The organism is Streptomyces sp. NPDC058008, from assembly GCF_042886395.1.
Classification (GTDB): Bacteria; Actinomycetota; Actinomycetes; order Streptomycetales; family Streptomycetaceae; genus Streptomyces.
This window is the reverse complement of the sequence record NZ_JBHVQX010000014.1, coordinates 81,157-101,050: the sequence shown is the minus strand read 5'-3', so window position 1 is coordinate 101,050 and position 19,894 is coordinate 81,157. Positions and strand designations below refer to the sequence as shown.

At 73.6% G+C, this 19,894-nt stretch carries 15 protein-coding genes; 8 read left to right on the top strand and 7 right to left on the bottom strand.

Annotated elements, in window-relative coordinates:
- The first annotated feature begins 74 nt into the window (after window positions 1-74).
- On the top strand, window positions 75-356 hold the full coding sequence (locus ACFVS9_RS16265; protein ID WP_383113024.1) for a chaplin: 282 nt from the start codon (window positions 75-77) through the stop codon (window positions 354-356).
- Between the two features lie 85 nt (window positions 357-441).
- On the opposite strand, the gene ACFVS9_RS16260 is transcribed toward ACFVS9_RS16265, so the two are convergent.
- Together ACFVS9_RS16260 and ACFVS9_RS16255 are read right to left on the bottom strand one after the other, a co-directional pair.
- Window positions 442-1,302, bottom strand: a complete 861-nt coding sequence (locus ACFVS9_RS16260) for a tyrosinase family protein (RefSeq protein WP_383113023.1) — start codon at window positions 1,300-1,302, stop codon at window positions 442-444.
- 19 nt (window positions 1,303-1,321) lie between these two features.
- Window positions 1,322-1,771 (bottom strand): tyrosinase family oxidase copper chaperone, encoded by a 450-nt coding sequence (locus ACFVS9_RS16255; protein WP_383113022.1) that lies wholly within the window; start codon window positions 1,769-1,771, stop codon window positions 1,322-1,324.
- A 318-nt stretch (window positions 1,772-2,089) separates the two neighbouring features.
- Here ACFVS9_RS16255 and ACFVS9_RS16250 point away from each other — a divergent pair, with 318 nt between their 5' ends.
- The 5 genes from ACFVS9_RS16250 to ACFVS9_RS16230 all read left to right on the top strand — a co-directional run bounded on the left by ACFVS9_RS16250 (window position 2,090) and on the right by ACFVS9_RS16230 (window position 7,362).
- Window positions 2,090-3,379: a cytochrome P450 gene (locus ACFVS9_RS16250; RefSeq protein ID WP_383113021.1), complete on the top strand. Its 1,290-nt coding sequence runs from the start codon at window positions 2,090-2,092 to the stop codon at window positions 3,377-3,379.
- A 111-nt stretch (window positions 3,380-3,490) separates the two neighbouring features.
- Window positions 3,491-4,693, top strand: a complete 1,203-nt coding sequence (locus tag ACFVS9_RS16245) for a glycoside hydrolase family 26 protein (RefSeq protein ID WP_389932771.1) — start codon at window positions 3,491-3,493, stop codon at window positions 4,691-4,693.
- Window positions 4,694-5,309: 616 nt separating this feature from the next.
- Window positions 5,310-6,302, top strand: a complete 993-nt coding sequence (dhaK, locus tag ACFVS9_RS16240; protein ID WP_383113018.1) for a dihydroxyacetone kinase subunit DhaK — start codon at window positions 5,310-5,312, stop codon at window positions 6,300-6,302.
- 35 nt (window positions 6,303-6,337) lie between these two features.
- Window positions 6,338-6,955 carry a dihydroxyacetone kinase subunit DhaL gene (gene dhaL, locus ACFVS9_RS16235; RefSeq protein ID WP_383113017.1) on the top strand — a complete coding sequence of 206 codons (618 nt, stop codon included), beginning with the start codon at window positions 6,338-6,340 and terminating at the stop codon, window positions 6,953-6,955.
- On the top strand, window positions 6,952-7,362 hold the full coding sequence (locus ACFVS9_RS16230) for a PTS-dependent dihydroxyacetone kinase phosphotransferase subunit DhaM (RefSeq protein WP_383113016.1): 411 nt from the start codon (window positions 6,952-6,954) through the stop codon (window positions 7,360-7,362). Before dhaL ends, ACFVS9_RS16230 begins: the two co-directional genes overlap by 4 nt.
- 316 nt (window positions 7,363-7,678) lie before the next feature.
- Here the strand turns inward: ACFVS9_RS16230 and ACFVS9_RS16225 are convergent, their stop codons facing one another.
- The gene (locus ACFVS9_RS16225) at window positions 7,679-11,170 is read right to left on the bottom strand and encodes a phosphodiester glycosidase family protein (protein ID WP_389932766.1); all 3,492 of its coding nucleotides are present in this window, start codon (window positions 11,168-11,170) and stop codon (window positions 7,679-7,681) included.
- A gap of 286 nt (window positions 11,171-11,456) precedes the next feature.
- Here ACFVS9_RS16225 and ACFVS9_RS16220 point away from each other — a divergent pair, with 286 nt between their 5' ends.
- The gene (locus ACFVS9_RS16220; protein ID WP_389932763.1) at window positions 11,457-11,963 is read left to right on the top strand and encodes an NUDIX domain-containing protein; all 507 of its coding nucleotides are present in this window, start codon (window positions 11,457-11,459) and stop codon (window positions 11,961-11,963) included.
- Here ACFVS9_RS16220 and abc-f read toward each other — a convergent pair.
- The 4 genes from abc-f to ACFVS9_RS16200 all read right to left on the bottom strand — a co-directional run bounded on the left by abc-f (window position 11,927) and on the right by ACFVS9_RS16200 (window position 17,762).
- A complete protein-coding gene (gene abc-f / locus ACFVS9_RS16215; RefSeq protein ID WP_389932760.1) occupies window positions 11,927-13,609 on the bottom strand; it encodes a ribosomal protection-like ABC-F family protein in 1,683 nt (560 codons plus the stop codon). The genes ACFVS9_RS16220 and abc-f overlap by 37 nt on opposite strands.
- 769 nt (window positions 13,610-14,378) lie before the next feature.
- Complete coding sequence (locus ACFVS9_RS16210; RefSeq protein WP_389932757.1) at window positions 14,379-15,572, bottom strand: glycoside hydrolase family 6 protein; 1,194 nt, start codon at window positions 15,570-15,572, stop codon at window positions 14,379-14,381.
- Between the two features lie 117 nt (window positions 15,573-15,689).
- The gene (locus ACFVS9_RS16205; RefSeq protein WP_389932754.1) at window positions 15,690-16,898 is read right to left on the bottom strand and encodes a PP2C family protein-serine/threonine phosphatase; all 1,209 of its coding nucleotides are present in this window, start codon (window positions 16,896-16,898) and stop codon (window positions 15,690-15,692) included.
- Window positions 16,899-16,922: 24 nt separating this feature from the next.
- Window positions 16,923-17,762: a GNAT family N-acetyltransferase gene (locus ACFVS9_RS16200; protein ID WP_389932751.1), complete on the bottom strand. Its 840-nt coding sequence runs from the start codon at window positions 17,760-17,762 to the stop codon at window positions 16,923-16,925.
- A 1,257-nt stretch (window positions 17,763-19,019) separates the two neighbouring features.
- Between ACFVS9_RS16200 and ACFVS9_RS16195 the strand changes: the two genes are divergently transcribed.
- The gene (locus tag ACFVS9_RS16195) at window positions 19,020-19,892 is read left to right on the top strand and encodes an RNA polymerase sigma factor SigF (protein ID WP_389932748.1); all 873 of its coding nucleotides are present in this window, start codon (window positions 19,020-19,022) and stop codon (window positions 19,890-19,892) included.
- Window positions 19,893-19,894 lie beyond the last annotated feature (2 nt).

The window sequence follows — 19,894 nt, the reverse complement described above, 5'->3', positions numbered from 1 at the left end:
TCGCCTTTGGCGTTGTCAGGGCACACCGGCGGCAGTCCAGGCAGCCGGTTCCGTCCCTCTCTCAAGGAGAACTGATGTCGCGTATCTCGAAGGTGGCCGCCGTCGTGGCTGGCACCGGCGCCCTGATCGCCGGCGGTGCCGGCATGGCTACCGCCGACTCCGGAGCGGAGGCCGTCGCGGCCCACTCCCCCGGTGTCCTTTCGGGCAACGCCGTCCAGGTGCCCGTGCACATCCCGGTCAACGTGTGCGGCAACACGGTGAACGTGATCGCCCTGCTGAACCCGGCGTTCGGCAACACCTGCGCCAACGTGTCGGACCGGCACGAGGACCAGGGCGACTACGGCTACGGCCACTGATCCCACCCGGGCACCCTCGGGCCTCCCCTTCCCGCTCCGCGCGGAGAAGGGGAGGCCCGGCCCGTTCCCGGGGCGGCCGTGCCCCTCAGACGTACCGGTAGAACCGGGTGTGGTCGACGAGGTGCGCGGGCGCCACGTCCCACGGCGGCATCGGCCGGTCGAGCGGGAAGATCCGGTCGCTCTGCGGGTCGTCGGCTGCCGGTGCGCGGGACGGGAGGTAGCGGGAGCGCGGATGCGCCTTCTGCCAGCGGGTCCAGAGCAGGTCGATGAAGGCGTGGTGCAGCCAGAAGACGGGGTCGTCCGGCGACCCGGCGCCCGCCATGGACCCTCCGATCCAGCGGTGCACCTGGTTGTGGTTGGCCACCCCCCGGCCGCCCCTGATGCCCCAGCCCTCGATCCGGTTGCGGAAGCCGGTGGTGCTGACGCTGCTCCAGGGGGCGGCGTCGTACACGGGGTCCCGCAGCGCCCGCTCCACGTCCGCCGTGCCGGGCAGTGTGACGGGTGAGGACGGCCTGCCGAAGTTGCGCCGCAGGAAGGCGTCACCGGTGACTCCCGCGCGGATACGCCAGTTGCCCTGCCGGTAGGCGAACGGCCCCGTCATGACCTGCCGGTCGCCCGCCCTGCCGTTCCCGCCGAGGAAGTCCTCCGCCCAAAGGGAGGCACCCGTCGTGTTGTCCCGCGTCCAGTCCCAGTACGGGACCGACACCCGGGGGTCGACGGACCGCAGCGCCTTCTCGAACTCCAGGAGGTACTGACGGTGCCAGGGGAAGAAGGACGGGGTCATGTGGGCGGGGCGCGGCCTGCTCTCGGCGTCGGTCACGTAGTAGCGCCGGTGCAGGGTGACGAACTCGTCGTAGCGGCCCGAGCGTTTGAGCTCCAGGATCGCGTCGACCAGGCGTTTCTTCTCGGTGCGCGTGAGGTCGCGCTGATTCTTGCGGCTGTGCACCCGTGCTCGTCCTTAGGGCTCAGATGGTGTGCGGGGAGGCACCTGACAGCTGGGAGGTGCCGAGTTCGTCGACCGCGGCGCGGGCCGCCCCGCGCAGTGTCGGGAACGACTCGTAGTGGTTCACGGTGCTCAGGTAGGTCCCGTCGGCGCGCCTCATCACGTGCAGCGGCCTCCCGTCGACGCTGACGTCGATGCCGGGCGCCGCGAGGGCGTCGTCGGCGTACGGCTGCGCGCCGGCCGGCACGACGGCGGTCGTCGTGCCCCGGATCTCGCGGCCCTTGTACAGCTCGGAGAACCGCTCGGGCCCCACCGCGTCGCGGTCCTGGGCGGGGTCCCCCGGGGCATGGCCTCCGAGGAGGACCGGGGCGAGCGCGCCGCCGGTTCCGGCGAGCGTGGCCACGGTGAAGGCGGTGCGCAGCACCGCGCGGCGGGCCGGGCGCGGGGCGCCGGTGCCGGTGGTCGGATCCATGGTGGGTGTGCCTCCCTCTCGTCCGCTCCTGCGAGGTGTCTCGCTCCAGTGGGCAACGAGACGGGGCGCGAACGGTTCTCATGCGCCGTCCGCCACGGGCACGTGTCCCCGCCGCGCCCGGGACACCACCGGGCGCACGGTTGCCCGGCCACCGGAGCCACGCGCACGGTTCCGCCCCGCCGGACGTCGCCGCGCGCGGCGTTCCCGTCCGCCGGGCATCGCGCGACCGTGGGAATTTCCCGCCGCCGTCCGGCCGTGTCGGCTGCCGGGCGCCGCCCGCCGGGCCAGCATGGCCCTTCGAGCTCCGGGAGGTTGTGCATGAACGCGCCGACGCAGGTGTCCACCGACCGTGTGCGAGGGACGGCCGGCGCCGATCTGGCCGATCCGGCGTTCTGGCGGCTGCCTCGGGCCGAGCGGCTGGCCGCGTTCGCCCGGCTCAGGGAGCTCGGCGCACCCGTCCGCTTCACCCCTCGTACGGGATCACGCACGCCCTTCCACGCGTTGGTGAGGTACGACGACGTGAGGGCGGCGAGCCGGCGTCCGCAGCACTTCGCCAGCGCTCCCGGTGCCACGGTCCCGGAACCCGCCCCGTGGGCCAAGGCGGTGTTCGGCAACTCCATGGTGAACATGGACGGCGCCGAACACGCGGGGCTGCGCAGGACCGTCTCCCGTGCCTTCACTCCGAGGCTCCTCGCCGCCGCCGAGGAGAACATCGGCGCCGTCGCCCGGCGGCTGGTGGACGAGATGATCGCCGAGGGCCCGGGTGACTTCATGCGGGCGGCGCCCTCCCGTATGCCGTTCGAGGTCATCTGCGACCTGATGGGCGTTCCCGCGCGCCACCGGGCCGCCATCGCCGCGCGCGTCGACGACGCGTCGGAGTACGTGGGCGTGCACAGGCGTGGCCGGGCCCGGCTGCGGGTGCCCGGGCGCGGGCTGCGCTCGCTGGCCCGTATGCAGCTGGAGATGGCGGGCATCGCCCGTGAGCGGCGCCGCTCCCCGGCGGACGACGTGATCTCGGCGCTCGTGCGCGCGGACGTCGACGGCCAGGGCCTGTCCTCGCGTCAGCTCGGCGCGTTCTTCTCACTGCTGCTCGTGGCGGGCGTGGAGACCACGCGGAACGCGATCGCACACGGGCTGGTCCTGCTGTCCGCTCATCCGGACCAGCGTGCTCTGCTGGAGTCCGACTTCGACCGCTACGCCGACGGCGCGGTCGACGAGATCGTCCGCCATTCGACGCCGATCATCCAGTTCCGCCGGACGGTCGCCGCCGCCTGCTCACTCGGTGGCCGCACCTTTCTGCCCGGCGAGAAGGTCGTACTCCTCTACGCCTCCGCGAACCGGGACGCGTCCGTCTTCGACGACCCCGACGCCTTCGACATCACCCGGTCACCGAATCCGCACCTCGGATACGGCGGCGGAGGGCCCCACCACTGCCTGGGCGCGCATCTGGCGAAGCTGGAGATGAAGGCTCTCTTCCGGGAAATGCTGACCAGGCTGGGGGACGTCCGGATCTCGGGCGAACCCGTTCTGGTGGATTCGAATTTCGACAACCGCGTCCGTTCCCTTCCTTTCGACTTCGGGAGGTGTCACCCGAACGGCTCGCGCTGACCCTGCGCATTTCGCGAATGGTCTATCGAAAGGAGTTACCGCAGCCCATTGTTGAATCTTTCTCCTTATGGTCGACAGGGCCGGAGTCAGGCCTCAATCCAAGGAGGAGCCGTGCCCGTACAGCGCCGTCTCAGCAAGTTCGGCATCGGGGCGACGGCCCTCTGCCTCCTCGTCGGCGGCGCGGTCCTCGCCGACCGCGACGCCGCGGACACCCAGGCGGACAAGGGCGCCGCCCAGGGTGCGCCGGAGCCCGGCGGGACGACCGCCATCGGCGCCTATCTGGACTACGGGCCCAAGGGTGTTCGGCGGATGGACGAGCTGTCCCGCTGGCTCGGCGGGACGGAGCTGCGGGTCGGCCACAGCTACCTGCCGGGTGATCTGTGGGAGAACATCGAGGGCCGCCCCGGGTTCCTCGCCTCCTGGGCGGCGTGGCGCAAGGCGCGGCAGGACCGGATGTTCGTTCTCAACACGCCCATGCTGGAACGGAACGAGGACCATGTCTCCGACGCCGAGGTGCGCGGCCTGCTGCGGGCGGGCGCCGAAGGGCAGTTCGACGAGCACTTCCGCAGACTGGCGGAGCGCCTGGTCCTGCTGGGCGTCCCGGACACGGTGATCGTCCTCGGCTGGGAGATGAACGGGACGACGTACACCCACCGGTGCGGCCCGGACCCGGACGCGTGGAAGGCGTACTGGAAGCGGATCGTCACCGCGATGCGGTCCGTCCCCGGCGCGGAGTTCCGCTTCGACTTCGCGCCGAGCAGGGGGCGGGACGCGGTGCCGTGGACGGAGTGCTACCCGGGGGACGACGTCGTGGACATCATCGGCATGGACTCCTACGACCAGCCTCCGGCGCGCACCTTCGACGAGCAGGTCGGCGAACCGTACGGTCTGCGGAAGCAGGTCGACTTCGCCGCCGAGCACGGCAAGCCGATCTCCTTCCCGGAGTGGGGGCTCTTCCGCAACGGCGACAACCCCGAGTACATGCGCCGCATGCTGGAGTGGATGGACCTGCACAAGCCGGTCTACCAGACGATCACGGACTACTGCCCGCACGGAGTGTGGCAGTGCGCCGACAACCCCGAGTCCTCGAAGGTGTTCCGCGAGGCGCTGAGCGGACTGCCGAACGCGACCGAGCCCTCGGCTCCCGCCGCCGACCCGAGCGGGACACCCACGCCGCCCAAGCCGGACAAGCCCACGCCTCAGCCCACGGAGCCCGTACCGGACACGAACGAGTCCGGGTGGTGTGTCACGGTCCCGCTGAGCGACTGGTTCGGCCAGTGGCTCACCGACCGCGAGTTCTGCGTGCGCGGCTGAGGACGTCCTGCGGCGTCACCTTCCCCGGGGCGGACTCCTCGTCCCGGGGACCGGGCGCGGCCTGAACTTCCCCGGTGCCGTGCGGCGGGACGGGGTGCTCCGGACCCCCTCCCGCGAACGGCGGGACGACCGCCGTGGTACCGCGGACGGCCGCCCGGCCCGGCCGGTGGCCACGCGTGAGGAGGCCCGGCACCTGCCGGGACGTGCTCACCGCTCCCGGGTACGGCGCCAGGCCGGAGGCCGGGCGGCAGTCCGGCCGGGTGCGCCGGCCACCTGTCACGAGCGTCGTCGGGCGGTGCTCGTGCGGCTCCTGGGCGCGGCGGGCTCCGCCGCTCGGCCGACCGGCCCGTACCCGCCCGCCCGGGCCTCAGGGACCGGTGACCCGCGCGGCGGAGTCGCACCTGGGGGCAGGCCTGCCGCGGTGTCCGGGCCATGGGCGGGGGACCGCCGCCGAAGTGACTCTCCGGCAGGTGGAGCGTGTCCCTCCGACGCGTCGCTTCCCGATCACCCTGGTCTCTTCGATACTGGTTCCGTACGCGCCTGAGACAACAGGATCGGATTCACGCTGCCGCGGGGTCGGGACGACCGGTCGGCACGCTCTCCCCAGGAGGAACCGTTGCGCATGCTCATCAACGTGCCGGAGACCGTCGTCGCGGACGGGCTCCGCGGAATGGCCGCCGCCCACCCCGAACTCGTCGTGGACGTCGAGAAACGCGTCGTGGTCCGGCGCGACGCCCCGGTGGCGGGGAAGGTCGGGCTCGTGTCCGGTGGCGGGTCCGGGCACGAGCCGTTGCACGCGGGGTTCGTCGGGCCCGGGATGCTGTCCGCCGCCTGTCCCGGGGAGGTCTTCACCTCGCCCGTGCCCGATCAGATGGTCCGGGCGGCCGCCGCGGTCGACAGCGGGGCGGGTGTGCTGTTCATCGTGAAGAACTACACCGGGGACGTGCTGAACTTCGACATGGCGGCCGAGCTGGCCGGGGACGAGGGCGTGCAGGTCGCCCGGGTCCTGGTCGACGACGACGTGGCGGTGTCCGACAGCACGTTCACGGCGGGCCGTCGCGGCACCGGGGCGACGCTGTTCGTCGAGAAGATCGCCGGCGCCCTCGCCGACGAGGGCGCCCCGCTGGAGCGCGTGGAGGCCCTGGCCCGCCGTGTGAACGAGTCCTCGCGGAGCTTCGGGGTGGCGCTCAGCTCCGTCACCACCCCGGCGAAGGGCACGCCGACGTTCGACCTGCCCCCGGGCGAACTGGAACTGGGCATCGGCATCCACGGCGAGCCCGGCCGGGAGCGCCGCCCCATGATGACGTCCGGGGAGATCGCCGACGTCGCGGTGCACGCGGTGCTGGAGGACCTTCGCCCCGACGGTCCCGTGCTGGTGCTGGTCAACGGGATGGGCGCGACACCGCTGCTGGAGCTGTACGGGTTCAATGCCGAGGTCCAGCGGGTGCTGTCGGAGCGGGGCGTGACGGTGGCTCGTACGCTGGTGGGCAACTACGTGACGTCACTCGACATGGCGGGCTGTTCGGTGACGGTCTGCCAGGTGGACGAGGAGATGGTGCGGCTCTGGGACGCGCCGGTGGAGACGCCCGCGCTGCGCTGGGGCCGTTGAACGGACTTTCCACCGTACGAGGAACAGGAGATCTTGTGCTCGACACCGATTTCTTCCGTCGCTGGATGGCCGCCACCGCTGCTGCCGTCGACCGTGAGGCGGACCGGCTGACCGAGCTCGACGCCGCGATCGGGGACGCCGATCACGGGAGCAACATGCGGCGCGGTTTCACCGCCGTGGTCGAGGTCCTCGGGGAGGAGGCGCCCACGACGCCGGGCGCCGTGCTGACGCTGGCCGGCCGGCATCTCATCTCGACGGTCGGCGGGGCGTCCGGGCCGTTGTACGGGACCCTGCTGCGCCGTGCAGGGAAGACCCTGGGCGACGCACCGGAGGTGACCCCGGATCAGCTGGCCGAGGCCCTGGGGGCGGGTGTCGCCGCGGTGGCACAGCTCGGCGGGGCGCAGGCGGGCGACAAGACGATGCTCGACGCGCTGCTCCCGGCCGTCGAGGTGCTGGGCACCTCGTTCAAGGAGGCACGGGACGCGGCGCTGGCGGGGGCCCTGGCGACCGTGCCGCTCCGGGCGCGCAAGGGCAGGGCCAGTTATCTCGGCGAGCGCAGCATCGGGCACGAGGATCCGGGGGCCGCCTCGGCGGCCCTGCTGGTCGGGGCGCTCGCGGAGGCTTCGGATGTGAGCGGGGAAGGGGAGGCATGAGCGAGGAGAAGCAGGTCGGGATCGTACTGGTCTCGCACAGCGGGCCGGTGGCGGAGGCCGTCGCCGAGCTGGCCAGGGAGCTGGCGGCCGGCGGGGCGACCGCCCCGGTGGCGGCGGCCGGGGGCACCTCGGCCGGCGGGCTGGGGACGAGTTCGGACCTGATCGGGGACGCGGCGAGGGCGGTGGACAGGGGCGCCGGGGTCGCCCTGCTGGTGGATCTCGGGAGCGCGGTGCTCACGGTGAAGTCCATGCTGGCGGAGGGCGACGAACTGCCCGAGGGGGCCCGGCTGGTGGACGCCCCGTTCGTGGAGGGTGCGGTCGCCGCGCTGGTGACGGCCTCGACGGGCGGCGATCTGGATGCCGTGGAGGCGGCGGCCACGGACGCGTACGGCTACCGGAAGGTCTGAGCGCTCCGGCCGGTGCCTTCGTCGGGAAGGGCGGCCGGGTGAGGGCCGTCCACGCGTTCACCCGGCCCGGTCCCCGGCCCCGGGCGGCTCCTCCCCGGGGGCGCGGAGAAGGTGCCGGGGCCGGAACCACGGCCCGGACCGGGCCCGGGTGCCTGTGGGTCATCAGGACGTCCGCGCCGGGGCGCGGCCCGGACCGGGACGGTAGCCGCGTCCCCGAGGGGGCCGGGTGCACCCCGGTGGTCGCGGGGGCACCCGGGCTCGGTCCGGGACCGTCGCCCCGCTCCCCGGGGGACGGGGTGCGGGACGCGGCCCCGCGTCAGGCGGCGGGTGCCGCCGCCCCGGCCGCGATCCGGATCCGTACCTCACGCGTGACGCCGTTGACGGTCACCGCGAGCGTGGCGGTGCCGGGCCTGAGCGCGGTGAGGGCGCCCGTGGCGGGATCCAGCGTCGCGACGTGGCGTGCGCGGGCGTGCTCCGTCCTGCCGATGCGCACGTTGGGTGAGCCGGTCCAGTCCGCGCTCAGCGGGTGGGCGGCGGGGACGGTCCGCGTGCCCTGGGTGACGTACGCGTGGACCAGCGTGCGCTCCCCCGGGACGAGCACCGGAGGGGCGTCCAGGGCCAGCGCGTCGACATGGGCGCGGGTCTGGGCGGAGACCCAGTCGGGTCCTCCCCGCCAGGGCTGACGGCGGGCGGCCGCCTGTTCGCCGGGCGTGACGCGGTCGGCGCCGATCAGGGACCATCCGGTGAACCCGCCCTCGTCCGCGGGCCCGGCCGGTGCCTTGCCCGAGTTCCCGTTCACCAGGTACGGCACTCCGTCCACGCGCGAGGCGTCGAAGACCCCGACGTGGCTGGCGACGAGGGCCGCGCCCTTGCCCGTCGCACGGCGGAAGGAGGCGAGCCACTGTTCGACGAGCGCGGCCTCCTTGCGGTCGGTGAGCTGGCTCCCCTTCTGCACGGTGGGGTCGCGGGGCGGAACGTGTTCGATCAGCATCACGGAGCCCACGGAACGGTCCTTCGCCGCCGCGTCCAGCTGGGCGCGCAGCTCCCGGATCTGGGCGAACCCGCCGCCGCGCAGGCTGAGGGCCGATGTGTCGAGCGTGATGACCCGGGTGCCCTTGTGGTCGAACGTCCGCCGGGCCGGGCCGAACTCCGCGACGAAGTCGTCGATCGTCCCGCCCATCACCTCGTGGTTGCCCGGCACGTAGTACCAGGGCAGCGCGTCGCCCAGCTCCTCGTCGAGGATCCGCCGGGCGAAGGCGAGGTCGGCGGGTGATCCCTCGTCGACGAGGTCACCGTTGACGACCAGGAAGTCGGGCCGGGCCGCCCGGATCTCGCGCAGGGTCCGGCGGGCCTGCCGGACGATGGCGCTGTCGGGGTCGCGCGCGACGAACTGGGCGTCCGACATGACCGCGAACCGCCAGTCCCGGCCCTCGGTGACCGCCGCGGTGCCGATCAGCGGGTCGGCGGCCCTGGGCTGTTCGGGCAGCTCGACGGCGGGCGGTACCTGGGCGGTGAGGCCGTCGACGACGATCTCGCCGGTGTACTGCCGGGCGGCTGCCGTCTCCGCGAGGTAGAAGCGGTACACGGACAGCGGCATCGCCGCGCCCGGCGGCACGGCGAAGGTGACCTGGCGCCAGCCGGTCCACGTGAGGTACGGCCCCCGCAGCAACTGGTCGGATCCCGCCGCGTCCTTCAGGTGCAGGGTGGGCCAGGCGCCGTTCCCGTCCCCCTTGATCCACAGGGTGTACGCCTGCGGCCGTCCCTCCACGACGAGGGGTCGCGGTGGGGCGGCGTAGGCGGCGCGCGTCGCCGTCGAGCGGGTGAAGTCGTAGGTGAGGCGGAGGCCGGTGCCGCTGTGCCCGTCCGGCGTCGCGGCCAGCGAGCCGGCGGCGCGGGCCTGGCTGAAGGTCCAGGAGCCGGCGTCCTCGAAGTCCGACACGGTCCGTTCGGTGAGACCGACGCTCACGGCGAGGGTGGTGCTGACGCCCGCCACCGTGGCTTTGATCCGCCCGGCCCCGGACCCGGTCAGGGACCTGACGGTGAAGGACCCTCGGCCGTCGTCCTCGACGGCGAACAGTGCGTGGTCGTACTCCAGGGTGAGGTCGTCGGGCTCGACGGGGGCGCTCGCGCCGTGGGCGTCGGACCCGACGATGCCGAAGCCGCCGGTGGCCTCCCGGTCCGCCAGTCCGACGCGCGGGGTGGTGGACCGGATGCGGTCCAGCCGGTCGAGGACGGTGATCGGGGTTTCGCCGTGTGCTCCGGCGCGTTCCGCCCGGACGTCGGTCGTCCCGCCGCCGCGTGCGGTGAACGTGCCCCGGGCGTCGACGCTGCCGACCGCCGGGCTGACGGTGCGCCAGCGCGGAGCGCCCGCCGCGGGACCGTACGTCTCGTCGTACCCGGCGGCGGTGAGCTGCCGGGTCAGGCCGGGGAAGACCCGCTCGGGGTGACCGCCGCCGACCGGGTCGTCGCCGGGGGCCGCTCCGGGCGGCGTACGGGTCTCGACCCAGAACCCTTCGAGCCGCCCGCTGCCGTCGGGGGCGGTCAGGGCGAGGCCGTTGGCGACGGTGCGCTCGCTGCCGTCCGACGGGCTGTTCTCGACCCGGAGCGCGTCGCTGCCCGGCTCGCGTGCGACCAGGGTCGAGGAGCCTCCGCCGTCGAGGTTCAGGGCGCTGTACGAGCCGGCCCGGCGCATCATCTCGCCCAGTTCGGTGAGGGTGACGCCACCGCTGTCGGTCTGGCGGCCGTCGACGGTGACGACCTGCATGGTCCGGCCGTCCCTGGAGAACCCGACGGCGGTGCGCGGCGCGGCGGTGTCGTTGCTCTCACCGCTGTGGTCCTGGGCCGTGCCGTCGACGACGAGCAGTTCCCGGCCGCCCACGGCCGTGCGCGGGACGTCCCCGCCGTCCGTACGGGCGCGGTACTCGATGCCGACCGGGTCTCCGGGTTCCAGGGCGGCCAGCGGGCCGGCTCCCGCCTCCCGGCCCACGAGTACCACGGTGCCCTCGGGCACCGGCCCCGACCCGGGGCTGTCCGACACGGAGGCGACCCTGCCGTCGCGCACGGCGACCTCGGTGACGGGCCGCGCGCCGTCGACGGTCAGCGCGCGGTCGGCGCCGGCCCAGGCCGACGTGTAGGCACCCACTCCCTGGGCCGGCACATCGGCGGCGTTGTAGGCGGCCAGCGGGCGCGTGCCCGAGGGGAGGGTCAACGTGCCCTCGAAGTACAGCTCGAGGACACGGCCCGCGTTCCCCGGACCGATGCCCACCGCGCGGTGGGCACCCGGGGCCGGGGAGTGGACCGTCAGCCCGTCCTTGATCCCCGGGCCCAGCGGCGCTCCGGTCTGGTTGATGTCGAAGAAGTCGGCGTTGAGGGCGGCGACGGTGCGCCTGCCGCGCCCAGGGTCGTGCCCGGCGGCGAGCTCGGAGACCGTGCGCCGGTCGCCGACCCTGCCCGAGGAGAGGTAGTCGGCGCGTACCCCGCTGCCGTCCAGGTCGACGGAGAGGCTGTCGACGCGCAGCCACTTGTCGGACTCGAGACGGTCGTACGAACTCAGGCGGACGCCCGGCGCCACGGGACGGGAGGCACGGGCGGTCTCGATGCCGTCGCCGTCCACGACGGATCTCGCTCCGCCGGAGGGGCCGACGGCGGCCGGCGGGGCGACGGGTCTGAGGATCTCGGCGCTGGTGTGGGGGCGGGGGTCCGGAGTCGAGTCGGCCGCCGCGGGTGCGACGGCCGCGACAGCCACCGCCGCCACGGTGGCCAGCAGCACGAGTGGCCGCCGGGTGCCGCGAAGAGTGCCAAGGCCCACAGATCCTCCTGGTACGAAGCGGATCGCGCGCGGAAAGCGCTGTCGGCGGACAGCATGGCCGGGCTCGGTGGGCGGCACCAGAGGGCAACGGGGACATCGGGCGTAACGGTGCGCGGCGAAGGAGTGACCCCGGCGGTGCGGGTGCCGGTCCCGCACCGCCGGTGCTCCTGGGCCGCTTCCCGGACGCGTCCTCGGGCTCCCGGACGCCGTGCGGCGCTCACCCGTGTGTCGCTCCGGCATGCGGGACCGTTGGCCCCCCGAACGCCCCGCCCCCACACTTGACGACATGTCGACAGTCAGGCGCAGTGCGGGGATCCTGCTCTTCCGGGTCGTCGAGGGCGAGGACGGCGGGCCCGACGCGGAGGTGCTGATCGGCCACATGGGCGGACCGTTCTGGGCCCGTCGTGAGAAGGCCGCCTGGTCCGTCCCCAAGGGCGAGTACGACGCCGCCGAGGGGCCGGCCGCCGCCGCGCGCCGGGAGTTCGAGGAGGAGGTCGGACTCCCCCTCCCCGACGGCGCGTGGGTGCCGCTGGGCGAGACACGTCAGTCCGGTGGCAAGACCGTGACCGTCTGGGCGGTGGAGGGCGGCATCGACCCCGGCGGCGCGGTCCCGGGCAGCTTCACCATGGAGTGGCCGAGGGGGTCCGGTGTGCTGCGCGAGTTCCCGGAGATGGACCGGTTCGCGTGGTGCGCACCGGACCTGGCCCTGGAACGGCTGGTGGCGGGCCAGCGGGTGTTCGTCGAGCGGTTGCGGGCCTACGTACGGGAGGGGCGGGCCCCCTCGGAGGCGTAGGTCTCCGTCACGACGCGGCCCGCCCGCAGTGCGAGGCGTTCGCCGGTGAAGCGGCGGCGGAAGCTCCGGTCGTGCGAGACGACCACCACGGCTCCCTCGTACCGGTCGAGCGCCACCTCCAGTTCCTCGGCCAGGCCGAGCGCGATGTGGTTCGTCGGCTCGTCCAGGACCAGCAGGTCCGCCGGACGGGTCACCAGCCGCGCGAGGGCGAGTCTGCGCTGCTGGCCGATGGAGAGGGCGGCCACGGGTACGCCCAGGTCGTCCGGGCGGAACAGGCCGAGCGCCAGCAGTTCCTCCTCGTACGCGTCGGGGAGGCCGGGCCGGCCCGCGGCGAAGGTGGCGAGCAGGGTGCGGCGGGTGGGCCGGACGGGGAGCTCCTGCGGGAGGTAGCCGATCGCGCCCCGCCTGCGGACCGTGCCGGCGTCCGGCGCGAGGTCACCGGCCAGGACCCGCAGGAGCGTGGTCTTACCGGCCCCGTTGGGCCCGGTGACGAGGAGTCGGCGGCCCCGCCCGACGCTCAGGGAGGGCAGGTCGAGCCGCCCGCCGACGAGGACCGAGTCCAGTTCGGCGACGGGAGCGCCGTCCTGCGCCTCGGTGTCCCCCGCGCGGGCGACGCCGAGGTCGACGGTGAGGCGCAGCGGTTCGGGAGGGGCGGGGACGGGCGAGCGGCGCAGTGCCTCCAGCCGGGTCCTGGCCGCCCTGACCTGGCCCGACAGCTTGGCCTCGTGCGACCTGCGGTGCTTGCCGAAGCCCTGCCCCGGGTCCTTGCCCGTCCCCGCCAGGCGCTGTCCGGCCGCGGCGGCGAGTTCCTCGGTGCGGGCCAGGCCGTCCAGCCATTCCTGGTGTTGCCGCGTCCACAGACGGCGCGCGGCGGCCTTCGCCGCGCGGTAGCCGTCCCAGCCGTCCCCGTAGCGGGTGACGCTTCGCAGGTCGCGGTCGACCTCCAGGATCACGGTGGTGACGCGTTCCAGGAACGCCCGGTCGTGGGTGACGGTCACCAGGGTGCCCCGGTGTGCGCGGAGATGGCCCTCCAGCCAGCTGACGGCCGCGTCGTCGAGGTGGTTGGTGGGCTCGTCGAGGAGCAGGAGTTCCGGGGCTGCGGCCAGTACGCAGGCCAGCGCCAGCCGGGACCGCTCACCGCCCGACAGTGTGCCGAGCACGCGGTCCCGGGCGAGCCCGCCGAGCCCCAGGCCGTGCAGTGCGGCGTCGGTCCTGGCGTCGGCCCGGTAACCGTCGCGCTCCTCGTACGCCGCCAGCAGATCCCCGTAGGCGGCGAGCCGGGCGTCGGTGGGGTCCCCGGCGGACAGTTCCTCCTCCGCCTCGCGGATCAGGTGTTCCAGGGTGCGGAGTTCCACGAGGGCCGCGTCGACGGCGTCCTGGACCGTGCAGCGGAGGTCGAGGGTGAGGGTCTGGGCGAGATGGCCGGTGCGGCCGGGGAAGCTGACGGTGAGATCACCGCTGTCCGGGACCTCCGCCCCGGCCAGCAGTCGGAGCAGGGTGGACTTCCCGGAGCCGTTCTCACCGATGACACCCGCCTTCTCCCCGGGGCGGACGGTGAACGACACCTGGTCGAGGACGGAACGGTCGCCGTACGCCTTGGAGACGCCGTTCACGGTCAGTTGGGCACGGGCGCGCTGAAGAGACATGGGTTCTTTCCCTGAGGTGACGGGTCCTCGACGGCACGCGCGGAGGCGTCATGGACGCGAGCGCGCCACGGGACCGGGGTACCGGACGACGGGGAGGACAGCGGCACAGGTGTGACCCGCAGGTCACGCGGCGACGTTCAACGTCGCGTGGCGGCGTCCTGTCAGCGCGTCAGAGAAAGAAGTAGTACGCATACGAACCCATGGCGGTGAGTGTAGCCACGCCGCCCCGGGAGCGCCCGGCCTTTCCCGAGGGGCCGCCCGCCGGAGGAGGCCCGTCACCGGCCACGACCCCGGGGACACGGGGACGCGGGGACGCGGGGACGCGGGGACAGGCGAGGCCCGCCACGGAGAGGGGCGGGCCTCGCCTCCGGCCCGCCGGCACGGGCCGGGGGCGGCGGCGACGCGGGCCGAGGTGGTCCCCGTCGGTGCTGCCGGGAAGAGGAAGCGGTGGACGGCCGCAGGTGAGCACACGGGGTCCCACGCGGCCGTCCACCGGTGAACACACGGGTCACACGCAGCCGTCCACCCGTGAACATACGAGTCACACGCAGCCGTCCACCCGTGAACATACGAGTCACGCACGGACGTCCGCCGGTGCACACACAGGTCACACGCGGCCGTCCGCCGCACGGGTTGGGTTGGCGCCGTCCGGGCCGCACGGTGGCGAGACGCGGGAGCTGAAGGCCGGCCGGAGGCGTGCAGGCGGGCCGGGATCAGCGCGCGGACGGGGCGGAGCCGGTTCCCGCGTTCCGGCTCCGCCCCGGCTCCGTCAGAACAGCGGGGGCTCGGCGGACCTGACCAGTTCCAGTGCCTGTTGAGGGAACCAGGAACCCGCGGCAGGATCCACGGTCCCGCGCTCCGGATCCTCGGGCCCCTCCGTCCCGCGCAGGCAGAGCCCGTCCGACTCCCCCGGGATTTTGATCCACAGGCGGGCGTCGTGGAGCGGGTCGCCGGTGCGGGTGGTGGGGCGGGCGCCCAGGCCGCGGCCCGGCGGGTTGCACCATTCCTGCGGGTCGGTGTATTTGCCCGCGGGCGCGGTCCAGGTGCCCCGGCCGTTGCGGCTGGAGTCGGTGACGAAGTGCTTCATCTGGGCGGGGTCGGTGTCCACATGGGTGTCCAGCCAGGCCTGGGCGTCCGTACGGGGCCAGTACTGGTTGGGGCAGTCGGCGCTGTCACCGCCCTTGTCCGCGTAGGCGAGGCACGACGAGATGAGGGTGCCGTACCAGGTGTTGGCGTCCTCGGTGTGGTAGTTGGAGGCGTTGGTGAAGAAGCCGGTGGCGCGCTCCACGCCGCCCTCCAGGAGGCGGGGCACGATGCTGTTGACCGAGTGCCAGCCCTGGTGCCCGGTGTCGAGGTAGACCTTGGTGCGGGCGAGCGGTTCCAGGGTGTCGACCGCGTAGTTCACCTCGGTGTAGCGGGCCTCGGTCTTCGTGCCCTCGGCGTCGTCCTGCCCGCAGTCGGCGGGGAGCAGGGCCAGGGAGTCTGGCTCCAGGACGACCAGCGCGTCGTGGCGGCCGATCCCCCGGGCGACGGCGTCGATCCACGCCCGGTACTCCGCCGTCGTGGAGGCTCCCCCGCCGGAGTAGTTGGCGCAGTCCCGGCCCGGGACGTTGTAGAGGGCGATGACCGGGACGGCGTCCTGCCGGCCCGCCTCCCGGACGATCCGCGCGGCCTCCTTCTCGACCACGGACGGGCTCTGGTCGCCGAACCAGACCGCGTGCGGTGTGCGGGCCATGGCCAGGATGCCCGCGGCGTCACGCAGCCGGCCGTCGCGCAGGAGGTCGAGGGACTGGCTGTACGCCCCGGGGTTCGCGGCGGGAACGTAGAGGCGGGTGCCCCGTGCGGTGGCCGCGTCGCCCCGCGCCGTGTCGGCGGGGCCGGCCGCGACCGCCTGGACGGTCAGCAGCAGAGCTGCCGCGCAGGCGAACGGAAGGGCTCGTAACAGGGTCGCTCCGGTACGCATGGGTGTCCATCCTCTGTGGCGGCGAACATACGGAAGCGCCCCCAGACATCAGCGCGGGAGCGCTCCCATGAGCGTTCCTGAGAGGCATGTATGCGTCAAGGGTGGTGCACCCGGTACTTAGGCCCGATGCCCCTCGGGCCGGTCCGGCGCGGTGTCGCCGGGGAGGGGATCCGCCTTCTCCCCGTCGGGTGGTCTGCTCAGGACGAGGACGGCCACGTCGTCACGTCGTACCCCGCCGGAGAATGTCTGCAGATCGGTCTGGAGCGCGTTCAGGACCTGGTCCGGCTCGCGGCCCACCCATCGGCCGAGCCGCTCGTCGAAGGGGTAGAAGACACCCGTCGCGTCGCGCGCCTCGGTGACGCCGTCGGTGAAGACGAGCAGGGCCGCGTCCGAGGGGAAGCCGACCCACTCCGCGGCGCGCGCCTCCCCGCCGAGATCCGCCATGCCCAGCGGTACGGACGTCCGGTGCAGGTTGATCACCGAAGCGGCCCCGTCGTGGAGCAGCCGCGGAGGAAGGTGCCCGCAGTTGACGACCTGCACCCGGTCGCCGTCCTCGAACCCCAGGACCAGGGCCGTCACGAACCGTTCGGTCTCACCCGTCTCGGCGGAGAAGGCATTGTGCCGGGCGACGGCGTCCTCGACGGCGTCGGCCACCGACGTCAGCTCGGGTTCCCGGACGGCCGCCTCCCTGAACGCGCCGAGCGCCGCGAAACCGACGCCGATCGCGGGCAGGCCCTTGCCCTGCACGTCACCGATGATCACGCGGGTCCCGTACGGGGACTGCACGACCTCGTAGATGTCACCGCCGACGAAGCGGTCCTCCTCGATGGGCTCGTAGAGGCCGTGGGCGCAGAGCTGTCTCGTGACGATGGGGAGCGGGCGCAGGATCTGGCGCTGGAGCGCCACGGCCGCCGAGCGCAGTCTCGCCACCTCCGTGGCGTGCCGGATGCGCGCGGCACAGGCGAAGACCCCCAGGGAGCTCGCCAGGGCCGTGAACCCTATGAGGAAGACGACGTCCCAGAAGGAACCGGTCGAGGTGAAACGGGTCGCGCTGACCACCAGGGTGACCCATACCGCCACCGCGGTGGTCTGGCGGATCGTACAGAAGACCGACGCCAGCGCGGGAAGCACGACCAGGAGCGGTATGACCGGGAGGTCGTCACCGGTGAAGACGTCCAGGAGGACGACCCCGGCGGTCAGCAGGAACAGCCACAGCGCGAGGGCCAGGCTTCCGATCCTGGCGTCGCCCGCCGTCGTCTCCTCCGCGTCCGCCCATGGCGCGGACGCCTCGCGCGCCGCCGACGGGCGCCGGAGTCCCAGGACCACGGCACGCCTCCCGCCTGTTCGTCCCTAGCTCCCCACGTGTTCCAAGCTACCCGTCCCCCGGCCCTGGGTCCTGGTGTCGGCGCCCGCCGTGTCCGCCGGGACGAGCGCGGAGAGGAAGGCGGTCCTGCGGCGCAGCGTGAAGCCGAGGGCTTCGTAGAGCCGGATAGCGGAGGTGTTCGACGCGGCGGCGTGCAGGAACGGTGTCTCGCCCCGTTCCCTGATCCCGTGGGCCACCGCCCTGACGAGGCGCGACGCGAGCCCCTGCCCCCGTACGGAATCGTCGGTGCAGACCCCGCTGATCTCGGTCCAGCCGGGCGGGTGCAGCCGCTCCCCCGCCATCGCGACGAGGGCCCCGGAGCGCCGGATGCCGAGGTAGGTGCCGAGTTCCACGGTACGCGGGAGGAAGGGGCCGGGACGGGTGCGCGCGACCAGGTCCAGCATCTCCGGCACGTCGTCCGGGCCGAGGAGTACGGCTTCGGGGTCGGGGGCCGCGTCCACGCCGGCGTCCACCAGCTGTACACCCTCGGCCTGGAAGACGATCTCCCAGTCGGCGGGCGGCGGCTCGCGGAAGGCGGTGAGGGTGACGGAGGCGCCGGGGCCCGCGAGCGCGGCGACGTCGGCCCAGTCCCGGGCGTCGGGCAGGTCCGGCAGGGCGAGCCAGGGGGTGACGTCGGGGCGGTAGCGCAGGACACGTCCGCGCCGCTCGGCGAAGTGGGCGTGCGGGCCGGTCAGCGAGGCACGGGCGGGGTTGTCCAGCGGGTGGGGCGCTCCGGGTCCCCCGCCGGGACCGGGCACCCGCGGCCCGGTGGAAGATGCGGCCCGCGGGGCGGACGGGTTCGTGGGCAGGGGTGTGGCCTCGGGCATGGACTCTCTCACTCCGGTCGGTATCGGACGTCCTGCGACAGGGATGGAAGGCCGGTCCGCCCCGCGCCTATTCCCGGACCGCCCGTCTGTTCACGAGCACGCAATCAAGGGACGCCCGCCGGGGCGGGCCGGGACCCCACGGGTGAGGGTGGGCGGAGGACCCACAGGTCAGCGACGGGGGTCAGCGAACGGGCATCCGCGGGCGGCGTCCACGGCGGCGCCCGGCCCTCGTGCCGACCGGTGCCGGCCCTTGCGGGCGGGCGCATCGTGCGTGACGTGGTCCGGCGTCCCGGGCGGGAGGTGAGGATGTCGGAGCATGCGGACGCGGGGGGTGCGGACGCGGGGCCTGCGGACGCGGGGCCTGCGGACGAGCGGTGCGACCGGCGGCCCGGGTCCAGGACCGGTCGGGCGCTCAGTGGTCCAGGACCGGTCCAGGCGGTCGGCGGTATGGGACCGGCCGGAGTGTTCGCCGAGTGCGAGACCGCTCGGGGCACTCGCCGACGTGCGGCCGGTCGAGGCGGCCGGCGGCCCAGGACCGGATCAGGCGATCGGTGTTACAGGACCCGCCAGAGCAGTCGCCGGGTGCGCGACCGCTCAGGGCACCCGTCGGCGCGCGGCCGGTCGGGCGGTCAGTGGTCCAGGACCGGTCCAGGTGGTCGGCGGTACGGGACCGGCCGGAGTGTTCGCCGAGTGCGGGACCGCTCGGGGCACCCGTCGGCGCGCGACCGGTCGAGGCGGCCGGCTGCCCAGGCCCGGCCAGGACCGTCGGCGGCGTGGGATGGGCCGGAGCGTTCGCCGGGTGCGCGACCGCTCGGGGCACTCGCCGGCGCGCGGCCGGTCGAGGCGGCCGGCGGCCCAGGACCAGACCGGACCGTCGGCGGCCCAGGACCGGACCGGACCGTCGGCGGCGCGGGGCCGCGTACCGCCGACCGTCCCGTCGTCCATGGCGGTCCGAGGCGTGCGCGACGGCCGGTCCGGTCGAATAGTGCGCCACTGCGCGGGATACGCCCCCAACGGACCGTGGCCTGTGGCACCCTGGATACGGCCGCCCCACCGGGCTCCCCCGTACCGGTGGGGCGGTTCTGTGTGCTCCCGCGCGCTCGGGACTCCCCTTCCGCGTCCCCCGAAGGGCAGTCGGCACCATTTCCGGCCAATCCCGGCACTCGTATGGCTCAAATCAGCCCATCCATGCATGAGTTGCCGCCCATCGGGAAGGCGCCCTCACCTCACGGCCCACCATCTGAGGAGCGTGACGGGATGACCGTGCACACTGCACAGACCGCCGGTGCGGAACGAGCAGATGTCTACGGCGGACTCCCCTGGATCGAGGACGCCGGGCTGATCGCCCCGCAGGACGCGCGGAGGCTGTCGAAGCTGTTCCTCGACCGTCTGCGGACGGCCGACGAGGGCACCCCGGATCACCAGTACGCCCGGAACACCCTCATCGAGATGAATCTGTCGCTCGTCCGGTTCGCCGCCGGGCGCTTCCGCAACCGGGGCAGCGGCGACATGGAGGACATCGTCCAGGTCGGCACCATCGGCCTGATCAAGGCCATCGACCGCTTCGACCTGTCCCGTGAGGTCGAGTTCACGTCGTTCGCCATGCCCTACATCGTCGGCGAGATCAAGCGCTTCTTCCGGGACACCACCTGGTCCGTCCATGTGCCGCGGAGACTCCAGGAGTTGCGGGTGGACCTGGCCAAGGCGAAGGAGACGCTGGCCGCCGGTCTCGACCGGGACCCCACGGTACGGGAACTGGCCGAACACCTCGGTCTCGATGAGGAGGAGATCTCCGAGGGCATCGTCGCGGCCAACGGCTACACGGCCGGCTCGCTCGACGTGCCGGCCGACGCGACGGCACCGGTCGGCCGCGCGACGGGCGGGCGCACCTACGCGGACGTGCTGGGCGAGTCCGACCCGGCGATGGAGACGGTCGAGAACCTCCACACGCTCGCCCCTCTGCTCGGCGAGCTGGAGCCGCGCGAGCGCCGCATCATCGACATGCGGTTCGGCCAGGAGATGACGCAGGCTCAGATCGGCGAGGAGCTCGGCATCTCGCAGATGCACGTCTCACGCCTGCTCAGCCGCATCCTCCACAAGCTGCGCGACGGGATGCTCACCCAGGACTGACC

Bases quoted from the DNA above. Each gene is read 5' to 3' on its own strand.
- ACFVS9_RS16255 (WP_383113022.1), bottom strand. From the start codon at position 1,771: ATGGATCCGACCACCGGCACCGGCGCCCCGCGCCCGGCCCGCCGCGCG.
- ACFVS9_RS16210 (WP_389932757.1), bottom strand. From the start codon at position 15,572: ATGCGTACCGGAGCGACCCTGTTACGAGCCCTTCCGTTCGCCTGCGCG.
- abc-f (WP_389932760.1), bottom strand. From the start codon at position 13,609: ATGTCTCTTCAGCGCGCCCGTGCCCAACTGACCGTGAACGGCGTCTCC.
- ACFVS9_RS16250 (WP_383113021.1), top strand. From the start codon at position 2,090: ATGAACGCGCCGACGCAGGTGTCCACCGACCGTGTGCGAGGGACGGCC.
- ACFVS9_RS16195 (WP_389932748.1), top strand. From the start codon at position 19,020: ATGACCGTGCACACTGCACAGACCGCCGGTGCGGAACGAGCAGATGTC.
- ACFVS9_RS16200 (WP_389932751.1), bottom strand. From the start codon at position 17,762: ATGCCCGAGGCCACACCCCTGCCCACGAACCCGTCCGCCCCGCGGGCC.
- ACFVS9_RS16230 (WP_383113016.1), top strand. From the start codon at position 6,952: ATGAGCGAGGAGAAGCAGGTCGGGATCGTACTGGTCTCGCACAGCGGG.
- ACFVS9_RS16220 (WP_389932763.1), top strand. From the start codon at position 11,457: ATGTCGACAGTCAGGCGCAGTGCGGGGATCCTGCTCTTCCGGGTCGTC.
- ACFVS9_RS16265 (WP_383113024.1), top strand. From the start codon at position 75: ATGTCGCGTATCTCGAAGGTGGCCGCCGTCGTGGCTGGCACCGGCGCC.